Annotated in this window: 24 protein-coding genes; 17 read left to right on the top strand and 7 right to left on the bottom strand. The window is 60.8% G+C overall.

Annotation, left to right across the window (positions count from 1 at the left end; translation table 11 throughout):
- Window positions 1-210: 210 nt before the first annotated feature.
- The 8 genes from xdhA to ACSHXH_RS01850 are packed head-to-tail and all read left to right on the top strand — an operon-like array spanning window position 211 to window position 9792.
- Window positions 211-1623, top strand: coding sequence for a xanthine dehydrogenase small subunit (xdhA, locus tag ACSHXH_RS01885; protein WP_435670050.1), 1413 nt, complete (start codon window positions 211-213; stop codon window positions 1621-1623).
- Complete coding sequence (gene xdhB / locus ACSHXH_RS01880) at window positions 1620-4031, top strand: xanthine dehydrogenase molybdopterin binding subunit (protein ID WP_435670049.1); 2412 nt, start codon at window positions 1620-1622, stop codon at window positions 4029-4031. The genes xdhA and xdhB overlap by 4 nt, the downstream gene beginning before the upstream one ends.
- Entirely contained in the window at window positions 4021-4974 is a 954-nt protein-coding gene (gene xdhC / locus ACSHXH_RS01875; protein WP_435670048.1) for a xanthine dehydrogenase accessory protein XdhC, read from the top strand. The genes xdhB and xdhC overlap by 11 nt, the downstream gene beginning before the upstream one ends.
- The gene (locus tag ACSHXH_RS01870) at window positions 4929-6464 is read left to right on the top strand and encodes an ABC transporter ATP-binding protein (RefSeq protein ID WP_435670047.1); all 1536 of its coding nucleotides are present in this window, start codon (window positions 4929-4931) and stop codon (window positions 6462-6464) included. The genes xdhC and ACSHXH_RS01870 overlap by 46 nt, the downstream gene beginning before the upstream one ends.
- Window positions 6451-6627 (top strand): hypothetical protein, encoded by a 177-nt coding sequence (locus tag ACSHXH_RS01865; protein WP_435670046.1) that lies wholly within the window; start codon window positions 6451-6453, stop codon window positions 6625-6627. The genes ACSHXH_RS01870 and ACSHXH_RS01865 overlap by 14 nt, the downstream gene beginning before the upstream one ends.
- A complete protein-coding gene (locus tag ACSHXH_RS01860; protein ID WP_435670045.1) occupies window positions 6614-7699 on the top strand; it encodes an ABC transporter permease in 1086 nt (361 codons plus the stop codon). Before ACSHXH_RS01865 ends, ACSHXH_RS01860 begins: the two co-directional genes overlap by 14 nt.
- Complete coding sequence (locus ACSHXH_RS01855; RefSeq protein ID WP_435670044.1) at window positions 7699-8631, top strand: ABC transporter permease; 933 nt, start codon at window positions 7699-7701, stop codon at window positions 8629-8631. The genes ACSHXH_RS01860 and ACSHXH_RS01855 overlap by 1 nt, the downstream gene beginning before the upstream one ends.
- A gap of 60 nt (window positions 8632-8691) precedes the next feature.
- On the top strand, window positions 8692-9792 hold the full coding sequence (locus tag ACSHXH_RS01850; RefSeq protein WP_435670043.1) for a BMP family ABC transporter substrate-binding protein: 1101 nt from the start codon (window positions 8692-8694) through the stop codon (window positions 9790-9792).
- Window positions 9793-9948: 156 nt separating this feature from the next.
- On the opposite strand, the gene ACSHXH_RS01845 is transcribed toward ACSHXH_RS01850, so the two are convergent.
- Window positions 9949-10494 (bottom strand): YaeQ family protein, encoded by a 546-nt coding sequence (locus tag ACSHXH_RS01845; protein ID WP_435670042.1) that lies wholly within the window; start codon window positions 10492-10494, stop codon window positions 9949-9951.
- 388 nt (window positions 10495-10882) lie between these two features.
- Between ACSHXH_RS01845 and ACSHXH_RS01840 the strand changes: the two genes are divergently transcribed.
- Together ACSHXH_RS01840 and pepT are read left to right on the top strand one after the other, a co-directional pair.
- On the top strand, window positions 10883-11323 hold the full coding sequence (locus ACSHXH_RS01840) for a VOC family protein (RefSeq protein WP_435670041.1): 441 nt from the start codon (window positions 10883-10885) through the stop codon (window positions 11321-11323).
- A 50-nt stretch (window positions 11324-11373) separates the two neighbouring features.
- A complete protein-coding gene (gene pepT, locus ACSHXH_RS01835) occupies window positions 11374-12612 on the top strand; it encodes a peptidase T (RefSeq protein WP_435670040.1) in 1239 nt (412 codons plus the stop codon).
- Between the two features lie 8 nt (window positions 12613-12620).
- On the opposite strand, the gene ACSHXH_RS01830 is transcribed toward pepT, so the two are convergent.
- Complete coding sequence (locus ACSHXH_RS01830; protein ID WP_435670039.1) at window positions 12621-13028, bottom strand: c-type cytochrome; 408 nt, start codon at window positions 13026-13028, stop codon at window positions 12621-12623.
- Between the two features lie 135 nt (window positions 13029-13163).
- On the opposite strand from ACSHXH_RS01830, the gene ACSHXH_RS01825 reads away from it, so the two are divergent.
- Entirely contained in the window at window positions 13164-13868 is a 705-nt protein-coding gene (locus tag ACSHXH_RS01825) for a DUF1194 domain-containing protein (protein WP_435670038.1), read from the top strand.
- A 49-nt stretch (window positions 13869-13917) separates the two neighbouring features.
- Here the strand turns inward: ACSHXH_RS01825 and ACSHXH_RS01820 are convergent, their stop codons facing one another.
- The 5 genes from ACSHXH_RS01820 to ACSHXH_RS01800 all read right to left on the bottom strand — a co-directional run bounded on the left by ACSHXH_RS01820 (window position 13918) and on the right by ACSHXH_RS01800 (window position 18558).
- Window positions 13918-14397 carry a DUF6505 family protein gene (locus tag ACSHXH_RS01820; RefSeq protein ID WP_435670037.1) on the bottom strand — a complete coding sequence of 160 codons (480 nt, stop codon included), beginning with the start codon at window positions 14395-14397 and terminating at the stop codon, window positions 13918-13920.
- Window positions 14394-15098, bottom strand: a complete 705-nt coding sequence (locus tag ACSHXH_RS01815; protein ID WP_435670036.1) for a DUF4444 domain-containing protein — start codon at window positions 15096-15098, stop codon at window positions 14394-14396. Before ACSHXH_RS01815 ends, ACSHXH_RS01820 begins: the two co-directional genes overlap by 4 nt.
- Window positions 15098-16162, bottom strand: coding sequence for an Mrp/NBP35 family ATP-binding protein (locus tag ACSHXH_RS01810; RefSeq protein WP_435670035.1), 1065 nt, complete (start codon window positions 16160-16162; stop codon window positions 15098-15100). Before ACSHXH_RS01810 ends, ACSHXH_RS01815 begins: the two co-directional genes overlap by 1 nt.
- Window positions 16163-16164: 2 nt before the next feature.
- Entirely contained in the window at window positions 16165-16356 is a 192-nt protein-coding gene (locus ACSHXH_RS01805) for a DUF6494 family protein (protein WP_435670034.1), read from the bottom strand.
- 231 nt (window positions 16357-16587) lie between these two features.
- The gene (locus ACSHXH_RS01800) at window positions 16588-18558 is read right to left on the bottom strand and encodes a 4Fe-4S binding protein (protein ID WP_435670033.1); all 1971 of its coding nucleotides are present in this window, start codon (window positions 18556-18558) and stop codon (window positions 16588-16590) included.
- A gap of 125 nt (window positions 18559-18683) precedes the next feature.
- Here ACSHXH_RS01800 and ACSHXH_RS01795 point away from each other — a divergent pair, with 125 nt between their 5' ends.
- From ACSHXH_RS01795 to fdh3B, 6 genes are all read left to right on the top strand, one after another.
- Window positions 18684-19250, top strand: coding sequence for a DUF3305 domain-containing protein (locus ACSHXH_RS01795; protein WP_435670032.1), 567 nt, complete (start codon window positions 18684-18686; stop codon window positions 19248-19250).
- Window positions 19247-19933 carry a DUF3306 domain-containing protein gene (locus tag ACSHXH_RS01790; protein ID WP_435670031.1) on the top strand — a complete coding sequence of 229 codons (687 nt, stop codon included), beginning with the start codon at window positions 19247-19249 and terminating at the stop codon, window positions 19931-19933. Before ACSHXH_RS01795 ends, ACSHXH_RS01790 begins: the two co-directional genes overlap by 4 nt.
- 2 nt (window positions 19934-19935) lie before the next feature.
- Window positions 19936-20544, top strand: coding sequence for a TorD/DmsD family molecular chaperone (locus ACSHXH_RS01785; RefSeq protein ID WP_435670030.1), 609 nt, complete (start codon window positions 19936-19938; stop codon window positions 20542-20544).
- 92 nt (window positions 20545-20636) lie between these two features.
- Window positions 20637-20828: a twin-arginine translocation signal domain-containing protein gene (locus ACSHXH_RS01780; RefSeq protein WP_435670029.1), complete on the top strand. Its 192-nt coding sequence runs from the start codon at window positions 20637-20639 to the stop codon at window positions 20826-20828.
- 103 nt (window positions 20829-20931) lie between these two features.
- A complete protein-coding gene (locus ACSHXH_RS01775) occupies window positions 20932-23820 on the top strand; it encodes a formate dehydrogenase subunit alpha (protein WP_435670028.1) in 2889 nt (962 codons plus the stop codon).
- A gap of 14 nt (window positions 23821-23834) precedes the next feature.
- Window positions 23835-24428 carry a formate dehydrogenase FDH3 subunit beta gene (gene fdh3B / locus ACSHXH_RS01770; RefSeq protein ID WP_435670027.1) on the top strand — a complete coding sequence of 198 codons (594 nt, stop codon included), beginning with the start codon at window positions 23835-23837 and terminating at the stop codon, window positions 24426-24428.
- Window positions 24429-24450 lie beyond the last annotated feature (22 nt).

Raw genomic sequence — 24450 nt, 5'->3', positions numbered from 1 at the left:
TAAAACAGACACGACAGCGGGCCTGCGCGGTGCCCTCTAAACAGGCAAACCTGTGTAGACTGCCAAGGTTTCGAACAGTTTTCCCTTGCCAATCCCCCATGCCACTGCCTAGTTTTCAGGCTATTGCACTGGAAAACCCGCGCGCTTTCTACGCCGCATCGAGGGCGCGCTTGAACTGGGTCACAATGGTAAGGCGGCAGGTTATTTCACATGGATATCACCTTTCTTCTGAACGGAGAGAGCGTGGAGCTGCGAGACGTGTCACCCACGGTCACGCTGCTTGACTGGTTGCGCGAAACACGCGGGCTGACGGGAACCAAAGAAGGCTGCAACGAAGGCGATTGCGGCGCCTGCACGGTGATGGTCACCGATGCGCGCGGCGCGCGGGCGCTCAATGCGTGCATCCTGTTCCTGCCACAGCTTGAGGGCTGCGCGGTGCGCACGGTCGAAGGCATCAGCGGCCCCGATGACAGCCTGCATCCGGTACAACAGGCGATGATCGACCATCACGGATCGCAATGCGGTTTCTGTACCCCCGGTTTCGTGGTGTCGATGGCAGTGGCACATTTGAAGGGCGACACGGGCCATGACGACGCGCTGGCGGGTAACCTGTGCCGCTGCACAGGCTATGCACCGATCATCCGCGCAGCACAGGCCGCAACGAACCAGCCCGTGCCCGAATGGATGAAAGACACCCCCCCGGCTTCTTTGGGTTTGAAAACACCTATGGGGGATGCGGCGGGCGGTCCGGGAGACAGACAGGCCCCCAACTTCTATGCCCCCGAAACGCTGGATGAGCTTGCGGCCGCCTATGCCACGCGGCCCGACGCGACCCTGATTGCGGGCGCAACGGATGTGGGCCTGTGGGTGACCAAATCCCTGCGCGATCTGGATGATGTGATCTTTCTGAACCGCTGCACCGACTTGCAGCACATCAAAGAGAGTGACGACAGCCTGCGCATCGGGGCGGGCGTGACGATGGACCGGGTTTTGACAAGGGTGCGCGATCTCCACCCGTCTTTCGCGGAAATGATCCGCCGCTATGGTTCGGCGCAAGTGCGAGCGGCCGCCACCATTGGTGGCAATATCGCCAATGGTTCGCCCATCGGGGACAACCCGCCCGCGCTTATCGCGCTGGGGGCCACGCTGCATTTGCGGGCAGGCGATCACCAACGCGACATGGCGATCGAGGATTTCTTTATCGAATATGGCAAACAAGACCGCGCCCGGGGCGAATTTGTCGAGGCAGTCACGATCCCGCGCCATGCGCCGGGGCTACGGGTTTATAAGCTGTCCAAGCGGTTCGATCAGGACATTTCCGCTGTCTGCGCCGCGTTCAACATCACCGTGCAGGATGGCATCGTCGCGGAGGCGCGCATCGCGTTTGGCGGCATGGCGGGCATTCCAAAACGGGCCTCGGCGGTCGAGGCGGCCCTTACCGGGTCCGCCTGGAGCGAAAAAACTGTGCGCGCCGCGATGGCAAAGATGGTCAGCGACTTCACACCGCTGTCGGACATGCGCGCCAGCGCGGACTACCGCTTGCACACGGCGGAAAACATGCTGCTGCGTTATTGGCATGAAGATCAGGGCCATGCGTCCAACGTGTTGGAGGTGTCGGCATGAGCGTTGCAAAACCCCTGCCCCACGACGCCGCGCGCCTGCATGTGACCGGACAAGCGCGGTATGTCGATGACATTCCCATGCCCGCAGGCACACTGCACCTGGCCTTCGGGCTCAGCGTCATCGCGGCTGGGCGGATCACGTCGATCACGCTTGACGCGGTGCGCGCGGCGCCGGGTGTGGTGCGCGTCTGGGAGGCCAAGGACCTGCCCAGCGACTGCGATTGTTCGCCGTCGAACAATGATGAGCCCATGCTGTCGGGGGCGACGATCCAGTATCTCGGTCAGCCGGTGTTCCTGGTGGCAGCGACCAGTCATCTGGCCGCACGCAAGGCGGCGCGTCTGGCCCGGATCACCTATGCAGAGCGCGATGCGATCCTGACGATTGATGAGGCAATGGCCGCAGACAGCCGGTTCGAGGACGGGCCGCGCATCTGGGAAAAGGGCGACGCCGGAGAGGCCATCGACACCGCGCCACACCAGATCAGCGGTGTGATCGAGATGGGCGGGCAAGAGCATTTCTACCTCGAAGGCCAGACCGCGATGGCGCTGCCGCAAGAAGGCGGCGACATGGTCGTGCATGCCTCGACCCAGCATCCGACCGAGATCCAGCACAAGGTCGCGCATGCCCTGCATGTGCCGATGCACGCTGTGCGGGTTGAGACGCGGCGCATGGGCGGTGGTTTTGGCGGTAAGGAAAGTCAGGGCAACGCCCTGGCCATCGCCTGTGCGGTGGTTGCGGCGGCGACCGGGCGTCCTGCCAAGATGCGCTATGACCGGGACGATGATTTCATGATCACCGGCAAGCGGCATGATTTCCGTATCGCCTACACTGTGGGGTTTGATGATCGCGGCGTGATCGCGGGGATCGAGTTTGAGCATTATACCCGCTGCGGCTGGGCGCAGGATTTGTCGCTGCCCGTGGCCGACCGCGCGATGCTGCATGCCGACAACGCCTATCACCTGCCCCATGTTCGGATCGAGAGCCACCGGCTCAGGACCAACACCCAAAGCGCCACCGCCTTTCGCGGCTTTGGTGGCCCGCAAGGGATGTTGGGGATGGAGCGGGTGATGGATCATATCGCGCATGATCGGGGTTTGGACCCGGTCGCGGTGCGGCGGGCGAATTACTACACAGCAGAGGTCGAGGGGGGCCAGCCCCCCACGCCTTCGGCGCCCCCCCGGAGTTTACCGGGCAAGATGAAAGAGCGGGACATCGCCTTGCGCGGGTCCGAAGAGTTGGTGGAGACCACAGCTGCGACCAGCGCGCCTTTGGGTCAGACCACCCCGTATGGGCAGGTTGTTAAGGATTTTATTCTGGGCGGCTTAACGGAGCAGTTGCTTGCATCGGCAGAGTATGAAGCCCGCCGTGCGGCGGTTGCCAAGTGGAACGCTGACAACACGGTGATCAAGAAGGGCCTCGCCTTTTCGCCGGTGAAATTCGGGATCTCTTTCACGCTCACCCATCTCAATCAGGCAGGCGCGTTGGTGCATGTGTATCAAGATGGGTCGATCCACATGAACCATGGCGGCACCGAAATGGGGCAAGGCCTGTTCCAGAAAGTGGCGCAGGTGGCCGCGAGCCGCTTTGGTGTGCCGCTTGAGATGGTCAAGATCACCGCGACGGACACCGGCAAGGTGCCCAACACCTCTGCCACGGCGGCGTCTTCGGGAACCGACCTGAATGGCATGGCCGTCAAGGTGGCCTGTGACACGATCCGCGACCGGATGGCGGCTCATCTGGCCAGCCTGCACCAATGCGATCCGGCGGATGTGGTGTTTGCGGAAGGTTGCGTGTCCGTGGCGGGCGAGAGCTACAGGTTCGCCGACGTGGCACAGATGGCCTATCAGGCGCGCATCAGCCTGTCGGCAACGGGGTTCTACCGCACACCCAAGCTAAGCTGGGACCGGATCAAGGGTCAGGGCCGACCGTTTCTCTACTTTGCTTACGGTGCATCGCTGAGCGAAGTGGCGGTGGACACGCTGACCGGCGAATACCGCATCTTGCGCAGCGATATCCTGCATGATGCCGGGGCATCCTTGAACCCGGCTTTGGATATTGGACAGGTCGAAGGTGGGTTTGTGCAAGGTGCGGGCTGGCTCACAACCGAGGAACTGGTCTGGGACGACGCCGGACGGCTGCGCACGCATGCGCCGTCGACTTACAAGATCCCCGCCTGCTCGGACCGGCCGGATGTGTTCAATGTCGCGCTTTGGGACGGGCGTAACAGAGAAGACACGATTTACCGCTCCAAAGCGGTGGGAGAGCCGCCCTTCATGCTGGGGATGTCGGTGTTTTTAGCGCTGTCGGATGCGGTTTCAGCCTGTGGCGAGGGGTACCCGGCGCTGGACGCGCCCGCGACGCCAGAACGGGTTCTGGCCGCGATCGAACAGGTGCGGCATGGCGTTTGATCTGGCTACACTGCGCGCCGCCGTTCAGGCGCATGGCCGCGTTGCGCGCGTGGTGATTGCAGATGTACAGGGATCGTCCCCGCGCGAGGTCGGCGCGGCGATGCTGGTCTGGGACGGCGGGCAGTCGGGCACCATCGGCGGCGGCGCGTTGGAGTATCAGGCGGCAGAGCACGCATTTACACGCAACGGGTTCAGCAAGCATCCTTTGGGGCCAGAGCTGGGCCAATGCTGCGGCGGTGCTGTGACGCTTTGGGCAGAGGCGTTCGACACAGACACGCTGGCGGCGTTGGATACTGACACGGTTATCGCGCGCGGTTCGGGCGACATACCGCTGGCTGTCAAACGCCTCATCGCCTGCGCGCGCAATCAAGGCACGCCGCTGCGTCCGCGTATGGTGCAGGGCTGGTTCGTGGAGCCAATGGCGCAGGCCGCCCGCCCGGTCTGGATCTGGGGTGCCGGCCATGTCGGGCGGGCACTGGTCGATGTGTTGGGGCCGATCCCGGAGTTCGAGATCACCTGGGTCGATACCGCGCCGACCCGGTTTCCTGAACAGGTGCCGGACGGCATTCATGCTCTGCCTGCCGGCGATCCGCTACGGGTGGTCCCCCACGCGCCGGAAAACGCAGCACATCTCATCGTCACCTATTCCCATGCGCTTGACCTGAACCTGTGCGACGCGCTGCTGCGGCATGGCTTTGGCTTTGCCGGGTTGATCGGGTCAAAGACGAAATGGGCGCGATTTTCATCGCGCTTGCGGAAACTTGGGCACCTTGACGCCCAAATAACGCGCATTTGCTGCCCAATTGGGCAAAAATCCCTTGGAAAGCACCCACAAGCGATTGCCGTCGGGGTTGCCAGCCAGCTATTAAACCTTTCAACGATCAACGCAGGTGCCCAGTGTCCGCCAACACGTCCGACGACCTTCTTCGCCTCACAGGCCTGACCAAGGCCTATCCGGGCGTCGTTGCCAATGACGACGTGTCCTTCAACATCCGCGAAGGGGAAATCCATGCGTTGCTGGGCGAAAACGGGGCGGGCAAGTCTACCCTCGTCAAGATGATCTACGGGTTGGTGAAGCCCGACAAAGGCGGCATGACCCTGCGCGGCGCGCCCTACGCGCCATCCGAACCGAGCGCGGCGCGCAAGGCGGGCGTGGCGATGGTGTTCCAGCATTTCTCGCTGTTTGATGCGCTGGACGTGGCCGAGAACGTGGCCTTGGGCATGGAAAATCCTCCTCCGCGCCGTGATCTGGCACAGCAAATCCGTGATGTGTCGGAAACCTACGGTCTGCCGCTTGATCCGACGCGCACGGTGGGCACCCTGTCGGCGGGCGAACGGCAACGGGTCGAGATCATCCGCTGCCTGTTGCAAGACCCCAAGCTGCTGATCATGGACGAACCAACATCGGTGCTGACCCCGCAAGAGGTCGAAATCCTGTTTCAGACGCTGCGCAAGCTCAAGGCCGAAGGCACAGCGATTCTGTATATCAGCCACAAGCTCGAAGAGATCCGGACGCTGTGTGATCACGCGACGGTTCTGCGGCTGGGCAAGAAAGTGGCGACCTGCACGCCTTCTGAAACCACTGCGCGGGCGATGGCGGAAATGATGATCGGATCGAGCTTTGCGTCGCCTGCTGCCAAACACACCACACCCGGCGAGGTGCTGTTGCGGGTCGACAACCTGACCATGCCAGCCCCCGGCGCGTTCGGTACGCCCTTGCGCGGCATCAGCTTTGAGCTGCGCGCGGGTGAGGTGCTGGGCTTTGGCGGTGTTGCCGGCAACGGGCAGGACGAATTGCTACTGGCGTTGTCGGGCGAACGCACCACCAAACCTGCAACGATCTGGGTCAAGGGCGCGGATGTCAGCCGTGACGGGCCGGTGAACAGGCGCGCGGCAGGGTTCCTGACCGCGCCCGAGGAACGGCTGGGCCACGCGGCTGCCCCCAATATGAGCCTGACGGAAAATGCGGTCCTCACCGCAGGGCGGCGGCAAAATCTGGTGACCAACGGATTCATCAACTGGCAGCACGCGGATCGGTTTGCCAGCGATGTGATCAAGCGCTTTGACGTGCGCACCCCCGGCACCCATGTGGCGGCGCGCGCGCTGTCGGGGGGCAATCTGCAAAAATTTGTCATCGGGCGCGAAGTGGCGCAGGACCCGGACATTCTGGTCGTAAACCAGCCCACTTGGGGCGTGGATGCGGCGGCGGCGGCGGCGATCCGTCAGGCTTTGCTGGATCTGGCATCCAAGGGCGCTGCGATCCTTGTGGTCAGTCAGGATCTCGACGAGCTTCTGGAAATCTCGGACCGCTTTGGCGCGTTGAACGAAGGACGGCTGTCGGCGCTACGGCCGGTGGCGGACCTGAACATGGAAGAGATCGGCCTGATGATGGGCGGTGCGCATGACATGGAGGTGGCCCATGTTGATGCGTGACACCTTTGCCGACACTCAGCAAAAAGGGGAATCCGTGCTTTTGCATATTTATGAAAAGAAGAAGCCAGCAGGTTACTCTGTCCTGTCTTCTTCTTTTTCCAAATATGCAAATTCTGTCGCATGGCCCCTGAGCAGCCGGAGGGCAGTGTATGATCCGGCTTGAAAAGCGCCCGCAGCCGTCCAAGGCATGGACTGTGGCAACCCCGATCTTGGCCGTGGTTCTGACCATGATCTTTGGCGGGATCATGTTCAGCCTGATCGGCACCTCCCCGTTCGAGGCGATCCGCACGATTTTCTGGGATCCGCTGTTTCACCCGCAATTTGCCGCGTTTTCGCGGCCTCAATTGCTGGTCAAGGCTGGTCCGCTGATCCTGATTGCCATTGGTCTGTCAATCGGATTCCGCGCGGGTATCTGGAATATCGGTGCCGAAGGGCAATACATCATGGGCGCGATCTGTGGCGCGGGCGCGGGTCTTGCGCTTTATCCGATGGAGTCGGCGCTGATCCTGCCTTTGATGATCGTGGCGGGCGCGTTGGGCGGCTGGGCCTGGGCGATGATCCCGGCTCTGCTCAAGGTGAAATTCGGCACCAATGAAATCCTCGTGTCCCTGATGCTGGTTTATGTGGCAGAAAACCTGCTCGCATCCGTGTCGTCGGGCCTGTTGCGCAACCCCGAAGGCATGGGCTTTCCGGGCTCACGCAACCTTGCGCAATGGTCGTCCTCGCAGAACCTGGAGCTGATCCCCGGCTCGGGCATGCATCTGGGTGTGTTGACCGCATTCATCGCGGTGATCTTTGCCTACGTGTTGCTGACGCGGCACATTCAGGGCTTCAACATTCGCCTCACGGGAGAAGCCCCGCGCGCCGCCAAATTCGCCGGCGTGTCGCCGGCGCGGACCATCCTGTTCTGCCTTGGGCTGGCGGGGGCATTGGCCGGGCTGGCCGGGCTTTTCGAGGTGTCCGGACCTGCGGGCCAGATCACCATCGATTTTGGATCGGGTTACGGATTTACCGCGATCATCGTGGCCTTCCTTGGCCGCTTGCATCCAGTGGGCATTCTGTTGGCCGGGCTGTTGATGGCGCTGACCTATATCGGCGGCGAGTTGGCGCAGCTGATGCTGGGCGTGCCCGGCGCGTCGATCCAGCTGTTTCAGGGGATGTTGTTGTTCTTCCTTTTGGGTGTGGACGTTTTGACCAATTACCGGGTGCGGTTTGGCACAAGCGAGGTGGCGTGATGGACCTGAGTAATATCAACCCAGTCCTGCTGGTCGCGTCGATCATAATCTCGGCAACGCCCATTCTGTTGGCCGCGATTGGCGAAATGGTGGTCGAGAAATCCGGCGTCCTGAACCTTGGTGTCGAAGGCATGATGATCACCGGCGCGGTGATTGGATTTATCGTCGCCATCAACACCGGATCCCCCTTGCTGGGATTTGCTGTGGCGGCCATCGCAGGGGCGGCATTGTCGCTGACATTCGGAGTGCTGACGCAGGTATTTCTGTCCAATCAGGTGGCCACCGGGCTTGGGCTTACGCTGGTGGGTCTCGGGCTGTCGTCGCTTTTGGGCAAACCCTATGAGGGCATGAAAACGGCAACCCTCCCCAAGCTGGACATCCCGCTTCTGAGCGACCTGCCTGTCGTGGGGCGGATGCTGTTTTCGCACGATATCATGGTCTATGCGAGCCTGTGCATCGTCGTCGCGGTCTGGGCGGTTTCGAAATACACCCGCGCCGGGCTGATCCTGCGCGCGGTGGGCGAAAGCCATGACAGTGCCCATGCGCTTGGCTACAAGGTGATCCGCGTGCGGCTGCTTGCCATCATGTTCGGTGGGGCCTGTGCAGGACTCGGCGGGGCCTATCTGAGCCTTGTGCGTGTGCCGCAATGGACCGAAGGCATGACGGCAGGCGCCGGCTGGATTGCGCTGGCCATCGTGGTCTTTGCCAGCTGGCGCGCAGGGCGCGTTTTGGTCGGAGCCTATCTTTTTGGCGGGATCACCGTATTGCAGCTAAATTTGCAAGCCGCTGGAATGACATGGGGCGTACAGTACTTGTCGATGTCGCCGTATCTGATAACGATCCTTGTGCTTGTTTTGATCTCGTCCAATCGACGGAAAGGCAGCCATAATGCGCCGGCCAACCTTGGACAGACTTTCCACGCGACCCGCTGATATAGGCGGGCGCACCACATCAAACGGGGCATCTGCCGCCCCACAACCGGGAGACCATACATGATCCGTAGAACTTTGCTTGCAACTGCTGCCGCAGCGCTGACTTTGGGGGCCGCCCCAGCGATGGCCCAAGATGCGACCGAGGCGTGCTTTGTCTATGTCGGCCCCATCGGCGATGGCGGCTGGACCTTTCAGCACCATCAGGGCGCGCTGGCAGTGAAAGAAGCATATGGCGATGCCGTGAACATCCGCTGGCAGGAAAGCGTGCCCGAGGGTGCCGACGCAGAGCGCGTGATCACGCAGATGGCGATTTCCGGCTGTGACATCATCTTCACCACCTCCTTTGGCTACATGGACGCGACCAACGCGGTTGCATCCAAGTTCCCGGATGTGAAGTTTGAGCATTCCACCGGCTACAAGCGCGAGCATCCGAACGTGTCCACTTACAATGGGCGCTTTTACGAAGGCCGTGCCGTAGTGGGCCACATCGCGGGCAAGATGACCCAGACGAACAAAATTGGCTATATCGCGTCTTTTCCGATCCCCGAAGTGATCATGGGCATCAACAGCTATTACCACCATGCCAAGCTGGCGAACCCGGATGTGGAACTTGTGGTGACGTGGGCCTACACGTGGTTTGACCCTGCCAAAGAGGCCGACGCGGCGCGTGCGATGCTGGATCAAGGCGTTGACGTGATCACGGCGCACACCGACTCCACCGCTCCGCTGGCGGAAATCGCCAAGGAAGGCGGCAGCGCATGGGGCTTTGGCCAGGCGTCTGACATGGCGGCTTTCACCACCAATGACGACGGCACACCGGGCGCACGCATCGCGTCGATCATCGACGATTGGGCGCCGTATTACGTCAAGCGCGTCGGCGCGTTGATGGATGGCACCTATGAGCAGATTGACAGCTGGGCTGGCATGCCCGAGGGCGAAGTCGTGATCGGTGCGATGAACGATGCGATCCCCGCGGATGTTCAAGCCGAGGCACAAGGCATGATCGACGCGATCACAGCGGGCACATATCACCCGTTCACAGGCCCGATGAACAAGCAGGACGGCTCTGCGTGGCTGGCCGAAGGTCAGGTTGCGGAAGACGGCGAGCTTTTGAGCATGGGCTTCTATATCGAAGGCATCACCGGCGATATCCCGAACTGATCGGGCGTTGTTGACCGCCGCTTGGCGATAGCTCTTCCCTGACGGGGTTGTGGAAAAAAGAAAGCGCCCGGAAACATCTTCGGGCGCTTTTCTATTTGGTCGGTGGGTGAGCCCAGCTGGGGCCGACGTGCCTGCACACGCGATAAAGGTAATCCCTTACGCAACCGTTTTCCAAATCTCGGGCGTCACGTAGACAACGCTGTCATCGACGCTGACCATGACATCGCCTTCCTGGATATTGACCTGCAATTTCATCGCGCGGCTGGCCAGCTTTGCCAGCGCGCCAGTGTCGGCTTCGGACAGGTTGATCACCTGAAGATTGTCAAAGCGCGTGGTGCTGTTCTTGATCTTGTCCCACCACATCTCGGCCGTGCGGCCGCCATAGGCATAGATCACCACCTTGCCTGCTTTGCTAGAGGATTGGCGTACGACCTTTTCGCTGGGCAGGCCGAGCGCCACCCAGACATCAAGCTCTCCGCTCAGGCTTTTCTGCCAGATGTCGGGTTCATCATCGGTGGACAGACCCTTGGTCATTTCCAGATGCTCGTGGGCGTTCAGCGCAAAGGCAACAAGGCGCACCATCAGTCGCTCATCTGTTTCGGACGGGTGCTTGGCCACGGTCAGTTTGTGGGTTTCGTAATAGTGCCGGTCCATGTCCGAGACTGTGAGTTCAACTTTATAAATAGTGGCATTTTGCGCCATGATGTGCCCCGCACCCTGAAAGATTGGGATGCCTACTCTGTTTGGGGGTTTTTAGAAAGCAGATACAAAAGTGGCCGTGTTGCGGCGTCCGTGCAAGCCCGGCGAAGGTCGGGTTGAGGCCGCTTTGCCGCATTCCTGCAAGACCACTATTGTCTTCTGCCATGGTAGCCACAAAAACGTTCAACACCCATTTGAGTTTTGAATGGGGTTTGTGGCAACATTGACCACGGAGTTTTTCCTACGCGCAACAAACGAGGGTTATTGGAACCCACCGTGTTGACCAAAGATCGGCCTGCAAACCTGTGTCTTGAGCCAGACGGCCTGTTGACCTAGCCTTGGCCTGCAATGTCCGCCGTGTTGGCTGGTCTTTTCGCAGGGAACCCGCATCATGATCGGTTATGTCACCGTAGGGGCCGATGATATCGAGGCGGCCAAGCGGTTTTACGCAGCGTTTTTGCCAGCCCTTGGCTATGGGGTCGAGGACGGGCCAGAGGGTCTCAGCTATGTGCATCCCGTGCAACCGGGCCAGCCTGCGATGTTCCCCGACTACTATGTCAAACCACCTTTCAACGGACAGCCTGCATCGGCTGGAAACGGGTGCATGACCGCGTTTCAGGCACAAAATCAACAACAGGTCCGTGCGCTTCATGCTGCGGCCCTTGCCGCTGGCGGTCAGGATGACGGGCCACCGGGATTCCGCGACGCATATGGCGCGGATTTCTACGTTGGCTATTTGCGCGACCCGCAAGGCAACAAGATCGCGCTGTTCTCATGCCATCCTGACGATCCGAGACGCGACGGGCAGATCCGCGCTGACACAGTGCCTTGACTCCCGGTCGGCGCTCCGGCCCCTTGGCGGCACCGATCACAGGAGGCCCCATGAGTCCGTTCCACGAAGACCTGAAATCCCGTCTTGTCCGCTACTGCGCAATCGACACCCAATCGGACATGGACAGCGCCTCTGCCCCGTCCACCAGCTGTCAGCATGCGCTGCTTGACCTGATGGTGACAGAGCTGATCCAGATCGGTGCGGCGGATGTGACCAAAACCGACTATGGCGCGGTTCTTGCCACGATACCTGGCACCGCCCCCGGTCCCACCATCGGGTTTCTGGCGCATGTTGATACAGCCCCGCAATTCAACGCCACTGGCGTCAAGCCGCGTGTGATCGAGGGCTATAACGGCGGCGCGATAACCTATCCCGACGATCCTGCGCTGGTGCTGTCACCAGAGGATTTTCCCTATCTGGCCGAGAAAGTTGGGGATGACATTGTCACCGCGTCGGGTCTTACCCTGCTGGGCGCGGATGACAAGGCGGGGATGGCGATCATCATGGCGGCAGCGCAGCACCTTCTGGGCAACCCGGACATTCCGCATCCAACCATCCGCATCGCCTTTACCCCCGATGAAGAGATCGGGCGCGGGGTGGACGACCGATTGCCCGCCAATCTGGGGGCGGACTTTGCCTATACGTTTGATGGCGGGGCGTTGGGCGAAATCACCTATGAGACCTTTTCGGCCGATTTTGCCGTGGTCACTGTCACAGGCGTGTCGATCCATCCCGGTGCCGCAAAGGGCAAGCTTGTGAACGCCATACATCTGGCCTCCAAGATCATCGACACCCTGCCGCAGGTCACATTGACACCCGAAACCACCGATGGGGACGAGGGCTTTATCCACGCGGTCGACATCCAAGGCAGTGCGGATAAAATGGTGCTGCGCTTTATCCTGCGGGATTTCGAACGCGACGGGCTGGAGGCGAAAGGCACGTTGCTGCGTCAGGTCTGCGACACCATCGCAGCAACCGAACCCCGCGCCCGGATCACCTGCACAATCACGCCGCAATACCGCAACATGCGCTACTGGCTGGAAACCGACATGACACCGGTCACCCTTGCCCGCGACGCGCTGGCCGATCTGGGAATTGCGGAACTGTCGGTTCCGATCCGCGGCGGCACCGACGGGTCGCGTCTGACGGAAATGGGCGTGCCCTGCCCCAACCTGTTCACCGGCATGCAGAACATCCACGGCCCCTTGGAATGGGTGTCGGTACAGGACATGGCCAAAGCGACCGACCTCTGCCTGCGGATCGCCGAACGCGCGGCACAGCAGGACTAAGGCCCGGCTTACTGGGTGATTTGCAACGACATCAGATAGCCCACCAGATCGGCAATCGGTTCTGACACCAGCATCGGTTGTCCGTTCGGCAGTTTCATTGCCGTATTGGCAACCCCTTCGAAATAGGGGCCGTACACCGGCATGGGCGATCCGTGGCTGACCAGCGGGTCGGTCCCGTCGATGCGTTTGAGCACAGTTTCCAGCGGGAACGCCCCGCCGTGCACTGCCGCCAGCGTGGTCAGATCCACAGGTTGCAGCACAAGCGCGCTGGCAAGCGGGCCCTGCCCTTTGGCATCCGCGCCGTGGCAAGTCGCGCAATGGGTCTGGAACAGGGCATGCCCCTGATCCACGTCCTGCGCCATCACGGGTGTGACAGTCAGTCCAAAAAGCACAAGGCAAGCAGTAATGTGACGCATGGGGAACCCTCCGGCTGGCTAAAGATGAAGCACGTATGCCAGTTCCTCACTTCGGGCGCGTTGATCCCGATCAATCCTGTTGGCGAACCGGGCCTGTCGCCCTAGTCTAGGCTCATGCGGTATAGGGATAGTGCCATGCGTCATCTGATCGTGTTTTTGCTGCTGAGCCTTGCGGGCCCTGCCTTTGCGCAGGACACCGATCTTGAACTGGTGCTGCTGGCTGACGCCTCTGGCTCGATCGACCAGAGCGAAATTGATTTCCAGCGGGAAGGCTATGCGCAGGCGATCACTGACCCCGAGGTGTTGGCCGCGATTGCGAACACCGCCTATGGCTCGATTGTTGTGACCTATGTGGAATGGGCCGCCAATCAGGCCGTGGTGGCCGATTGGACGCTGATCGACGGACCCGACAGTGCAGTGCTGTTTGCCGCCGAACTGCTCAACAAGCCGCGACAGGCGTATGGGCGCAATGCCATCGGCGCGGCGCTGCTCGAAGGGTTGCGGCTGATGGAGACCAACGATTTCGACGGCTGGCGGCGGGTGATCGACTTTTCCGGCGATTCCGTTGGCAATTTTTCCGGGCCCTCCATCGCCGAGGCCCGCGCGACAGTTCTCGCGGCAGGGGTGACAATCAATGCGCTGCCGATCCTGCGCCCCGACGATCCGGGCCGCGCCCAAGGCGGGCTTGAGGCACAATATGAGGCGCAGATCATCGGTGGCGTGGGGGCGTTTGTGGTGACAGCAGAGAACCGCGCGTCTTTCGCGGAGGCCGTGAAACGCAAACTGATCCTTGAGATTTCGGGCGAGATGCCGGTGCGGGATGTGGCAGAGGTAAAGTGACCGAACCGTCATCCTCGGGCGAGGCCGTAGGCCGATGCGCTGGAACCCTCTATTCGTCCAGCGACCCATGCACGGCGAGCAATGCCATATCGGCTTCCTGCGGCTCGATCACGCGGTAGGTTTCGCGCACTCCTGCCTCTGTCAACTCTCGCACGACGGTGAGCAGGGTGTTGGGCGCATGGTCGTCACACAGCTCTGCCATATGGGTGATTTCGGCCTCGGCCACGGGGCGGGCAGCGTTGACATTCGGCGCACCATACAGGTCGACGAAATGCTGGGCCACCGCCTGCACCAGCGCCTCGCGCTCGGACAGTTCGATCTGCGTCACGGCAACAAAGCTGACCCGACCAAAGGTTTCCGCCCCAAGCCAGCCGTTGGAAAACGCCTGTTTCGCCCGGCCTTCCAGATCGGCCTCGGACCAGTTGGAAAACTCGAACCCACCCGAGATGCACCATTCGCCCGTCCGTGCCGGGGAATGAAAGACACGCTGGTCACTCTCGTCGAAATGAATGGCACGGGCGAGTTTCATGAACGGATCTCCAATAGGTCTGTCACCGGCAAGAGCATGGTCTGCCCCTCGGTACGAAGCAAGAGGCCAAGCTTTTCATCAAGGCCCAGAAAATGGCCGGTTTGGCCCAGATAGGTGCCGTCCTGCCCCAAGCCGTGGACCAGACCGGACCATTCGGCGTGCAGCGGCCCCAAGCCATCGCTTTCCCACCGACTGATCCAGTTGAGAAGATGGCGCGACCAGCTTTCCAGCAGATCAATCGGCGTCAAGTCGCCGCAGCCTTCGCTCATCAAATCAGTGTCGTCGGGGGTCTCGCCACCGGCCACGTTGGGCCGCATGAAGATCAGCTCGAACCCGGTGACCAGCCACCCCGGTTCGGAGCCCGCCTTGCGCGTGTCCGTGGCCCCGCGAAGCGAGCCGCAGCGCGCGCCGTTCACCCGGATCGGGCCGTCCCATTGCAGGTGCACGGCCAGTTCAGACGGCCCCAACGCGCCCAGCGCGTTTTGCAGCGCAACGCCGGTGAGGGGCAGCATTACCGCCGCATCTGCCAAAGCGACCTCGGGGGCCAGAACGATGGCAACACGCAGCCTGTCGGGGGACACGTCATACAGGATCGTGCCGGCGTCGCATCCTTGTGCTGCCTCGGAACAGGCCGCCTCGAACGGGTCCGCCCCCGCCGCATTGATGCCCTGCATCAGCGGCGGGAAGGTTGGTCCTGTCATCATGCCTTGCCAGCGGCAATCAGCGTGCGGGCCAGTTCTCGGAACGCTTCGGCCTGCGCGCTGTCGGGTTTGGACACCACGATGGGCGCGCCCCCGTCCGCCGCTTTGCGGATATCAAGGTGAAGCGGGATTTCCGCCAGCAAAGGCACACCGATCTTGGCCGCTTCAGCGGCAACACCGCCATGACCAAAGATGTGTTCTTCGTGCCCGCAATTGGAACAGATATGCGTGGACATGTTTTCGATAAGCCCGATGATCGGCACATTCATCTGGTTGAACATGTCGATGCCCTTGCGCGCATCCATCAACGCAACGTCCTGCGGCGTAGACACGACCACGGCCCCATCGACATGCGCCTTTTGCGACAACGTCATCTGCACATCGCCAGTGCCGGGCGGCAGGTCTACCAAGAGCACATCCAGCGCGCCCCATTGCACCTGCATCATCATCTGTTGCAACGCGCCCATGAGCATCGGTCCACGCCAGACAACCGCCTGACCTTCGTTGACCATGAGACCCATCGACATCATCGTCACGCCGAAATTGCGCATTGGCAGGATTGTCTTGCCGTCCGGGCTGGCGGGTCGACCCGAGACACCCAACATACGCGGCTGGCTGGGGCCATAGACATCGGCGTCCAGCAAACCAACACGGCGGCCTTCGGCGGCCAGGGCACATGCAAGGTTCGCAGACACTGTGGATTTGCCTACGCCGCCCTTGCCAGAGGCAATGGCCACTATGCGGTCTACGCCGGGAATGCGTTCCGGGCCGGCCTGTTTCGGCTTGGCACCGCCCTTGAGGTCAGGCGGCGCCTTGGGGGCGGAATGCGCTGTCATCACTGCCGACACCGACGCAGCCCCCAACGCCTTCACGGCGTCTTCGGCGGCTTGGCGCACCGGGCCATAGACCTCGGCCTTGTCCGGGGACACTTCGACCACAAAACGCACCGCGTCGCCGTCTACGTTAAGCGCCCGCACAACCCCGGCGGACACAACGTCCTGTCCCGAGACCGGATCGGTCACAGCTTTCAGTGCGGCCAGAACCGCCTCCCGTGTAAGTGCCACGCTCAATCCTGTCCGTTGATTTTGCCGGTGACGACGTGTTCAAGTTCCAGACCATCGATGGTCAGAACCATTTTCGCGTCAAACGTCTTACCGCTTGTGTCAGATGTCCGCATAGCCTCTTCGATCGCCTGCTGGGAGGTGACCCCAACCTGCTTGAGGAACTTGCGCATCGACATGTTGAAGTCTTCACTCATCGGTTTTCTCCCATAGGCATCTTCTCGTTCTTGGCGAGCTAGAGCGTCGACGGGTGTAAGCCACCGTCTTTCGGCTTTCAAGCAAGGAGCCGTTGGATAATGACAGCACCTCAAATCTAAGGGGTGTTGGCCGGAACATTCTGATCACCCCGACACACCTGCGGACCGTGGCACGGATCAAGCGCGTTCAAACCCGCATGATCCTTGCCACGTAAAGACATCTTGCGCGCTTCAGTGGTCTTTGCGTTTCGAGTAGGGTCCATCCTTCAGATAGTCATCCGTTGTGCGCGGAATGCGGGGTGCACCCAAAGCAAACGGGTTGTTTTGCGAATGGTACTGCGCCTGAATTCGACAATTGTCGCACATCTGGATCATCTTGGCCGCATCGCTGGTGGCGAACATGGAATGTTTGCCCGCCAGCTTTTCGGTGATCTTTTCGATGGTTGATTTCACCCCAAAAAGCGCCCCACAATCGATGCAGGCAAACGGCTCTTCCTCGTTCAGGACCACTTGGCTGAAGGCCGCATCGGTGAGGTTCATGCGGGGTTCCAGCGTGATTGCGGTTTCGGGACAGATATTGGCGCAAATCCCACATTGCAGGCAGGCATCTTCCTGAAACAGCAATTGCGGCAGGTCCGGGTTGTCGCCCAAGGCCCCGGACGGGCACAGCGACACACAGCTCAGGCACAAGGTGCAGGCATCGGTGTCCACCAAAACCGCGCCGTAGGGCGCATTTTCCGGCAATGGCAGGATCTCGGCGTCGGGCACCATCGCCTTGGCCGACACACGGGCCACCTGACGGCGAGTGCCGATGGGCAGGCTTGGTGTCCCCACCGGATCTGCCAACGCAGCGCCGTACAGGTGATCGCTCAGTGCGTCGGGATCGGTGACGTCAAGCACCTGCACCCGCCCCCCCGCCGACAGCGCATTGGCCAGCGCAGCCTCGTTTTGTGGGGTTTCGCGTTCAGAGCGCGGAGCCAGAAGAACATCTACCGACGCAAAGCCACAGCTGAGCGCCGCCATCATTTCCGCATGGCCAAACGCGGCAAGGCTGTCCATTGAGAACGGGATCACATTCGCAGGCAAGCCCCGGCCAAATCGTGCGGCAAGGCTGATCATCTCGGACCCGTGGTCTGCATCATGCACCAGCAGGCGCGGTGCTTTGCCCCCAGCCTTGCGATAGGTCGAAGACAGCGTGTCCAAGCGCCGGAACACAGCGGACACGGGCGGCGCGTCATAGGCGATGGCACCGGAGGGACACAAAGCGGCGCATGCCCCGCACCCGGCGCAGATCATCGGGTCAATGGCTACGTGATCGCCCTCCGAGGTGATCGCACCTGTAGGGCAGATATTGAGGCATTTGGAACACCCAGTCTGTTCCGCACGGCTATGCGCACAGAGCGCAGGTTCCAGCGCAATATAAAGCGGCTTTTCGAAGGCGCCGACCATCTGCGCCGCTTCGGCCAATGTCGCCGCCACGGCCACGGGTTGGCGCGGATCGGCGCGCAGGTAGCCTTCGCGCTTGTGCGGTGCAGGCACCAATGCGGGTGCACCGGTAAGGTCAATCACCACATCACATTCGGACAGCGCGCCGTCCTTGGGATCGCTAAAGGCAAACGCGCCGCGCCCACCGGGCAGCAATTGGGAAAACCCGTTGATCCGCACCGAGAATTGCCCCAGCGCACCGTTCAGGTTGCGCACAGTGCCGCGCACCACGTCAAATCGTCGATCAAGCGGTACGTCGGACGTATCAGTTTGCAAAACGGTCACGGCAAGCGTGTCGCAAAGCTGCGCGGCGGCCGCGAATACGGCCTCGCCTGCGCCGATGATCAGGCAGGTGCCCTCACTGACCACATCGATCACTTTGGCCGCAGGCAGCGTCAGTGTCGCTTCCGCCGCCAAAGCCGCTTGTTTCGGCCCTGCGGTCTTGCTGTCATCACTCCATCCGGCACGGTCTCGGATGTCCACAAAAGGCGGCGCGTCAACGCCGAGCTCTTCGGCCAGCATCTCGAAAAATGCGCGTTCCTGCGTGCAGGCGACGATCACGTCCCCGGCCTCGATGGCCTTTGTCGCCGTTTCAGCCTGCGTGCCGCAAAGGTTGGTATACACCTTGGACGGATCAAGCGATGTTACGTCACCAATGCGTGTCGCATCGACATTTTGACTGCCAAGACAGTCACATAGAAGTAGTCTGGTTCCCATTTCGTCCCTTTCGCGGCGCGCGCCTGCGTGGTCTCTTGTTGTTGGTTAGAGGTTTCGACATACCCAATGGCTATGCTAGGCAGATGTCAACCACGTGCATGCGTGACGACTTCGGAGGATCCACTTTGACCACCCCTGACCCACGTTACATCGAAATGCCCGTCGGCGTTGTCATGCAACGCAGACCCGGTGTCACCCGTTGGCAAAAATGGGCATACACGCCCACAGCGCTGTTGCCCGGAGCGGGCCCGGCCCATTGGAAAATGTTGCGCGAAAATGGCGAAATTGCCGAATACCACATTGGCACGGCAACCCTGACCCTATGGCGCACCGATGCCGAGGCCTACCGCATTGGGCTCGCTGAGCAGGTGGTTTGTGCCTATGTTGTGCTTCAACCCGGCGAGGATGACTGGCCCTACAAGATCAAGCTGATCACCGCCAATCCACACGAGGCCATGCAGTATAGTGACGGCGGCGACGACGTGGTGGAAAAGGTTCCGATGCCCCCTGCGCTTGTGGCTTGGATGCAGGACTGGACCGACACGCATTATGTTGAGGAACCTTTCGTGAAACGCAAACGGCAACGCTATCTCGAAGACAAGGTTGAAGATGGCAAAGGCGATCCGCGCATCACGCAGGTCAGCGATGTGTACCGCGCCCCGTCGCGTGACAGAAAGATCCGCCCGTCATGAGCGATGGGAGATCTGACTTCTGGTCACGGCGCAAGGCCCGGGTTGAGGCCGAGGAAGCAGAAGACGCCCGCAAGGCAGAAGCCGCCGAGGTCGAGGCGGCGCAAGCCGAACTTGAAGACAAGACCGACGCCGAAATCCTTGAGGAATTCGGCCTGCCCGATCCCGATACGATTGAACCGGGTCAGGACATTATCGGCTTTATGAACAAGGCCGTACCCGAACGCTTGCGCCGCCGCGCGATGCGGCAGTTGTGGCGTATCAATCCGGTGCTGGCGAACCTTGATGGTCTGAACGATTACGACGGCGATTTCACCAATGCGACGACCGATGCGCCGGGGGTCAAAACGGCGTATCAGGTGGGCAAAGGAATGCTGCGCCATGTTCAGGCTCTTGAAGAACAGGAACGCGCCAAACTTGCGGCGCAAACCGCCCAAGAAATTGATACCCCAGAGAATCTGTCAGAAAAGCTGGATGCGCCAGAGGACGTCAGCGCGCTATCGGAAGATATGCCAAGTGCGGAAATTGTGCAGGATAATGCAAATGCCGCACAAGCATCTACGACCATGGTGCTGGACGATCCGAACGGCGACCGATATGCCCACGGCATACCTTTGGATACAGTACCCGAGGAACCTGCGCGTCCTCGCCGGATGCGTTTCAAAATAGAAAGCGAACCACGATGACAATGAGCGCGGCTCAGCCCACGCCATCGGTGTCTCAAGAAGACCGTCTTCGGGCGGATCTTTACAATTACCTCGGCCTGATTTTGTCAGCGGCGCCGGACGGTCTTTTGCTGTCGCAAACAGCGGGTCTGTCGGGGGACGATACAGAGCTTGGCCAGGCAATTGGGCGCCTTGCGGAATGTGCCCGGACCACAACTGCGCCCCAAGCTGAACGCGAGTTCAACAAGCTGTTCATCGGCTTGGGTCGCGGTGAATTGCTGCCCTATGCCAGCTTTTATCTGACCGGATTCCTGCATGAAAAACCGCTCGCCTTGTTGCGCAGCGATCTTTCGGCGCGCCGTATCGAACGGGCCCCGAACGTGTACGAACCCGAAGACAACATCGCAACGCTGATGGAAGTCATGGGTGGATTGATCGTCGGGCGTTTTTCAAATCCCGCGACGATTGAAGATCAGAAACTTTTCTTCAATCGTCACATCGCACCATGGGCCGGGCTGTTCTTTGCCGACCTGGAAACCGCAAAGACCGCGATGATGTTCAGCGCAGTTGGATCGGTGGGCAAAGCTTTCATGCAGATCGAACGCGAAGCTTTCAGACTGACCCCGGCCTGACTTTGGGCCGAGGTCACATACGTAACGGGCGGGCAACCGCCACCCCTGCGGCACACGCGCCGCACCAAACACCAAGAAGGGAGGAACCTTCCATGACTGAGAAAACCGAGGCGTCCAAAAGCCGCCGTGATTTTCTGAAACTGGCAGGCACCGCAGCACCCGTAGCGGTCGCGGCAGTTGCAGTATCGGGCACACAGGCCGAAGCTGCCGAAACACCGAAAGTCGATGGCCGGATGCAGGACACTGCACATACCCGCGCCTATCTCGCCAGCACGCGGTTCTAAGACCCCGTCGATCACCTCCCCCCTGCTGACCGGATTTGCTTTGGTCACAGGACACAACCCAGCCGACGGCGCACTCCGCCGCAGGTAGCCAAAGAGGGACAATATGCTCAGAAAAAAAACCGGAGGGCTGACGCGGCGCACTGCGCGGACAGGCCTGATCTCGGACATCTCCAATAAATCTGTCGACAGACGCTCGTTCTTGCGTGGATCGGGTCTGGCCATCGGTGGCCTTGCCGCGATCAGCGCCACGGGCGGCGCGGTGACCCAAGCCAGCGCAGCCACTGCCGTGAACGGCGCGGTTGAAACCGTCAAATCTGTCTGCACTCACTGTTCCGTCGGCTGTACCGTTGTTGCCGAAGTCAGCAATGGCGTCTGGATTGGCCAGGAACCCGGTTGGGACAGCCCGTTCAACCTTGGCGCCCATTGCGCCAAAGGTGCTGCCGTCCGCGAACACGCCCACGGCGAACGTCGCCTCAAGTACCCGATGAAAAAAGAAGGTGGAGAGTGGAAGCGCATTTCCTGGGAACAGGCGATCGATGAGATCGGCGACAAGATGCTTGAGGTCCGCGACGAAAGCGGCCCGGATTCTGTCTATTGGCTGGGATCTGCCAAGCACAACAACGAACAAGCTTACCTGATGCGCAAGTTCGCGGCCTATTGGGGCACGAACAATATCGACCACCAGGCGCGCATCTGTCACTCGACCACGGTTGCCGGTGTTGCGAATACCTGGGGCTACGGCGCCATGACCAACAGCTACAATGACATCCACAAGTCGCGCGCGATTTTCATCATCGGCGGCAACCCCGCCGAGGCACACCCGGTGTCATTGCTTCATGTTCTCAAGGCAAAAGAGCAAAACAACGCACCGGTGATCGTGTGCGATCCGCGTTTCACACGCACCGCAGCCCATGCGGACGAATATGTCCGCTTCCGGCCCGGTACCGACGTCGCGCTGGTCTGGGGTATTCTGTACCACATCTTCGAGAACGGCTGGGAAGACAAAGAGTTCATCCGCACCCGTGTGTGGGGCATGGACCAGATCAAGGAAGAAGTCGCCAAGTGGACACCCGAAGAGGTTGAACGCGTCACGGGTGCGCCCGGCTCGCAGCTTGAGCGCGTGGCCCGCACGCTGGCCAATAACCGTCCCGGCACCGTGATTTGGTGCATGGGTGGCACCCAGCACACCAACGGCAACAACAATACTCGTGCGTATTGCATCCTTCAGTTGGCGCTTGGCAACATGGGCACCGAAGGCGGCGGCACGAACATCTTCCGTGGTCACGACAACGTTCAGGGCGCAACCGACCTTGGCGTTCTCGCCGACACTCTGCCCGGCTATTACGGCTTGGCCGAAGGTTCGTGGGCCCATTGGGCGCGCGTCTGGGGCGAAGACCTTGATTACCTCAAAGGCCGTTTCTCGCCGGAAAAGGTGGGCGACACACCGATGATGAACCTGACGGGCATTCCAGTGTCGCGTTGGATCGACGGTGTTCTGGAAGACCGCGAAAATCTGGATCAGCCGGATAACACCCGCGTTATGGTTCTGTGGGGCCACGCGCCCAACTCGCAGACCCGCTTGCCGGAAATGAAGACGGCGATGGAAAAGCTCGACACACTTGTTGTGATTGATCCGTTCCCGACCGTGTCTGCCGTGCTGCACGACCGCACTGATGGCGTTTACCTGCTTCCGGCAACGACGCAGTTCGAAACCCGTGGTTCTGTCACTGCCTCTAACCGATCTATCCAGTGGCGTGATCAGATCATGGCCCCGCTTTTTGAGGCCAAGATCGACGAAGAGATCATGGGCCTCTTCGCCAAGAAGTTCGGCTTCCACGACGAGATCTTCCGCAATATCGCGTTGGAAGACGACGGTATCACCCCGGTGGTCGAGGACATCACCCGCGAATTCAACCGCGGCATGTGGACCATCGGCTATACCGGCCAATCGCCCGAGCGGATGAAACTGCACATGGCCAACCAGCACACCTTTGACCGCACGACGCTGCGCGCCAATGGTGGCCCGGCAGATGGCGACTACTACGGCCTGCCGTGGCCGTGCTGGGGCACTCCCGAGATGAACCACCCCGGAACAGCGAACCTGTATGACATGTCGCTGCCGGTATCGAAAGGTGGCCTGACTTTCCGTGCCCGTTTTGGTGTGGAAAAGGACGGCGAGAACCTTTTGGCCGAGGGTGTGGCTTCTGCGAATTCCGAAATCCAGGACGGATACCCGGAATTCACCATGCAGATGCTCATGGACCTTGGTTGGGACGGTGACCTGACAGCCGACGAACGCGCGGCTATTGACGCTGTGGCAGGTCCGAAGACCAACTGGAAAACCGACCTGTCGGGTGGTATCCAGCGGGTTGCAATCAAGCACGAATGCGCGCCCTTTGGCAACGCCAAGGCCCGCGCCGTTGTGTGGACCTTCCCCGATCCGGTTCCAGTTCACCGCGAACCGCTCTATACCAACCGTTACGACCTCGTGGCCGACTACCCGACCTATGAGGACAAGAAATTCTGGCGCGTGCCGACCATGTACAAGTCGATCCAAGCCAAGGATTTCTCGGGCGAATTCCCGATCATCCTCACCTCTGGCCGCTTGGTCGAATACGAGGGCGGCGGTGACGAGACACGTTCAAACCCGTGGCTTGCCGAACTGCAGCAGGACATGTTCATCGAAATCAACCCGCGCGACGCCAATGATCTTGGTGTGCGGGATGGTGCACAGGTTTGGGTCGAAGGCCCCGAGGGCGGCAAGGTCAAAGTGATGGCCTTGGTAACCGAACGGGTCGCCGCCGGTGTTGCGTTTATGCCTTTCCACTTTGGCGGGCATTACCAGGGCGAGGACCAACGGTCCAAGTACCCGGAAGGCGCGGACCCCTATGTATTGGGTGAATCAACCAACACGGCGCAAACGTATGGCTACGACTCGGTGACCCAGATGCAGGAAACCAAAGCCACACTTTGCAAGATTATGGCAGCTTGAGGAGGACCTGAGACATGGCACGAGCTAAATTCCTTGTCGACGCCGAACGCTGCATCGAATGCAACGCCTGCGTCACAGCATGTAAGAACGAACACGAGGTTCCGTGGGGGATCAACCGCCGCAAGGTGGTTACGATCAACGACGGCAAGCCCGGTGAACGGTCGATCTCTGTTGCATGTATGCACTGTTCGGACGCGCCCTGTATGGCCGTCTGCCCGGTGGATTGTTTCTACCAGAACGAAGAAGGTGTGGTTCTGCACTCCAAGGACCTTTGCATCGGCTGCGGCTATTGCTTCTACGCGTGCCCCTTCGGTGCGCCGCAATACCCGCAGGCAGGCAACTTCGGATCACGCGGCAAGATGGACAAATGTACCTTCTGCGCCGGTGGCCCCGAAGAAAACCACTCTGCCGCAGAGTTCGCCAAGTATGGCCGCAACCGGATCGACGAAGGCAAACTGCCGATCTGTGCGGAAATGTGCGCCACCAAAGCGCTTTTGGCCGGTGACGGCGACACGGTCGCCAACATCTACCGCGAGCGCGTTGTTGCCCGTGGCTTCGGCTCGGGCGCATGGGGCTGGGGCACAGCCTACGACCTGAAAGACGGCTAAGCTCTGACAGAAAACGGCCTCC

It is taken from the genome of Marivita sp., from assembly GCF_051251565.1.
Lineage (GTDB): Bacteria > Pseudomonadota > Alphaproteobacteria > Rhodobacterales > Rhodobacteraceae > Marivita.
Note: the sequence above shows the minus strand (reverse complement) of the source record. Positions and strands in the feature narration are given on the sequence as shown.